Source organism: Vibrio sp. Vb1574 (genome assembly GCF_033338675.1).
Genome location: NZ_JAWOTC010000091.1, coordinates 1 through 2,461 on the forward strand (window position 1 = coordinate 1; position 2,461 = coordinate 2,461).

Sequence of the window (2,461 nt, forward strand, 5' to 3'; positions counted from 1 at the left end):
CTTCAGACGTCGTGGTTGTACCGGCACCGGATGAACCAGTAACCGCAATGATTGGGTGTTTAGCTGACATGACAAACCTTGTCGAAAATTACGTACCTGTAAAGTGCAGCAGCGAACCGCTGCACGGTCGATAACCCACTATAGCATGTAACAACGACTTGTCATCGAGTGGGATACGGTAAAAATGTGAACGTGCTAAAACTTTGCTTTGAGTTGAATATCAACCGTTTCATGCAGTTCTGAGAACACGATGACGGCTTCACCTTTTTCTAGTTGCGTCTTCACTTGATCGATTTTGTTTTGCAGTGAAATTTCAACCGCGCCATAGTCGGTGCCTTCGCGTAGTACGAACTCACGAATTAGATTTTCCAGTGTTTCTGGCGCGATGTCTTGCCAAGGAATGATCATAAATACCTCAAACTTTTATGATGAAAGGCTAGTTTACTGTGTTCGCGGTTTGGATACAGCTGAAAGGTACTCTGCCGCGACACTTTCGTAGTACGCGGGCAGGGCTTCCTCTAACCAGAACTTTGGTTTTAATGCCGTACCAGTCAGAAAACCAACGTGTCCGCCGTGCTCAAACAGACGGTAATCAATGTTATCTGGCAGAACAAATTTGGGGATCACCTCATCGGTCATGAACGGGTCGTCTTTGGCGTGGATGATCAAAGTTGGCAAGGTGATCTGCTGTAACTTGCTCAGTCCTGAGCATTGATCGTAATAATCTTGTGCATCCTTAAAACCATGCAGAGGTGCAGTGATCAAGTCATCAAATTCGTACAGACGAGTGACGCGCTTGATGGAGTTGTACGACAGCGCCAATTCGCCATGCAGTAAATGATGTTTTTGTAGAGCATTCCGTTTGAGCGAAGAGAGTAGGTAACGGCGATACACTTTGGAAAAGCCCTGCTCAATTCGATTGGCACAAGCCGCCAAATCCAGTGGTGCAGAGACGATGGTGGCCGCTTTTAAAATCGGGTCATCTTTGTATTGGGCTAAGTAGTTCGCCAGCATATTGCCACCAAGGGAGATGCCGACGGCGACTTTTGGATTGTTTGGAAAGCGCAGATGAAGGTGTTCCAAAAAGAAGCGAGCGTCCGTTACTTCTCCTGAATGGTATGCGCGAGCTTTTTTGTTCGGTTTGCCGCTACAGCCACGAAAATGCATCATCACCGATAACCAACCAGATTTCGCAAACGCATTCATCAGGCCGTTTGCATACGGGCTGTAGAAGCATCCTTCCAAGCCATGAAACAAAACGAAGATGGGTTTGCTCTGCGCAGGTTCTTTGGTGGGATCTTCACTCCAAGCGAGATCGAGGAAGTCGCCATCGTCGGTATCCAGCGTCTGCCAAATAGGCGTAAACAGCGCTTTTTTACGAATAAAGCGCGGTAAAAGGGTCTGAAGGTGCGGGTTCTTGATCCCGGCGGCTGCGAAAAATTGTGTCATACCTAACTGCTCTTATATGGTCCTTCATGTCAGTTGAAGAACTTATTAATATAATCCTTTATAAAGATTATAGGTATTCTACAGCGTTATGAGTGTTTTGGTGGGTGAATGTTTGGCACAGGGATAGCAAAGGCTTGTTGCAAATGCTCCCCACCAAGCTGACGACAGTATCTGAGCGTGAGTGGATCGCCATCGTTTTTAATCAGTGTAAGTGAGTTAATACAGTCGACCAAATCGGCTTGTTGTTGCTTTTCGAGTTGCAGTTCAAACTGCAGGCTTTCTCGATACAACGCATCGTTCACTTGGGATTTTAGATGACGTCGCAGGTCGCGAAAAGAGTGCAGCAGCGTTTCACTACGGCCAAGACAGCTTTGAACCAAATGCCAATCTTTCTCTTGGAAGATAAGCTGCTGCTCGTCGAGCCAACGGAGCAGCAGTAATAGATTCACGTTACCGTGGTAATTGTTTTGCAATGATAAACACGCTTCTTTTACTTCTCGCACGCCATAAAACTGCAGGCTGAACTGCCAAAGGTGTTCTAGGGTAAGAGTGTATTCCGCGTGTTTGTTTGTCATTGGTTAAACTCTAGCTCCATCTGCTCCAGTTCTTCCTGAGCAGACATCCATTCCATTTCCACTTCTTCAAGTTCTGATTTGCTCGAAGCTTGAAGGGCCAGCACTTCATTTAGTTTAGCTTTATTTTCGGCTTCATACAGTGAGTTATCCGCCAATTGTTCTTCAGCCTCTGCCAGTGCTACACCTAACTTATCCATTTTATTTTCTAATTGTGTCAGGGTTTTGCGAATTGGCGCCGTCAGTTTACGAAATTCCGCTTCGCGACGTTTTTGCTCTTTCTTCGCAGCGGCACTGTTTGCGGTATCTTTAACTGGTTGCGACGCTTGTGCTTCTTTTCGCTCGGCTTTTTGTTGTTCAGTCAGCCACTTGTAGTAGTCGTTTAGGTCACCATCGAATGGCGCAACTTGGCGATCATGCACTAAGTACAAATCATCGGT

At 46.2% G+C, this 2,461-nt stretch carries 3 protein-coding genes and 1 pseudogene; all 4 read right to left on the reverse strand.

Annotation, left to right across the window (positions count from 1 at the left end):
• Window positions 1–195: 195 nt before the first annotated feature.
• Window positions 196–408 (reverse strand): YheU family protein, encoded by a 213-nt coding sequence (locus R7O12_RS23665; protein WP_005458136.1) that lies wholly within the window; start codon window positions 406–408, stop codon window positions 196–198.
• A gap of 33 nt (window positions 409–441) precedes the next feature.
• Entirely contained in the window at window positions 442–1,449 is a 1,008-nt protein-coding gene (locus tag R7O12_RS23670) for a hydrolase (RefSeq protein WP_318126474.1), read from the reverse strand.
• 86 nt (window positions 1,450–1,535) lie between these two features.
• On the reverse strand, window positions 1,536–2,024 hold the full coding sequence (locus R7O12_RS23675; protein ID WP_005458139.1) for a TIGR02444 family protein: 489 nt from the start codon (window positions 2,022–2,024) through the stop codon (window positions 1,536–1,538).
• Window positions 2,021–2,461: pseudogene (locus R7O12_RS23680) on the reverse strand (ABC transporter ATP-binding protein); the annotation flags it as partial. The pseudogene R7O12_RS23680 and the gene R7O12_RS23675, both read right to left, overlap by 4 nt.

Bases quoted from the DNA above. Each gene is read 5' to 3' on its own strand.
- R7O12_RS23665 (WP_005458136.1), bottom strand. From the start codon at position 408: ATGATCATTCCTTGGCAAGACATCGCGCCAGAAACACTGGAAAATCTA.
- R7O12_RS23670 (WP_318126474.1), bottom strand. From the start codon at position 1,449: ATGACACAATTTTTCGCAGCCGCCGGGATCAAGAACCCGCACCTTCAG.
- R7O12_RS23675 (WP_005458139.1), bottom strand. From the start codon at position 2,024: ATGACAAACAAACACGCGGAATACACTCTTACCCTAGAACACCTTTGG.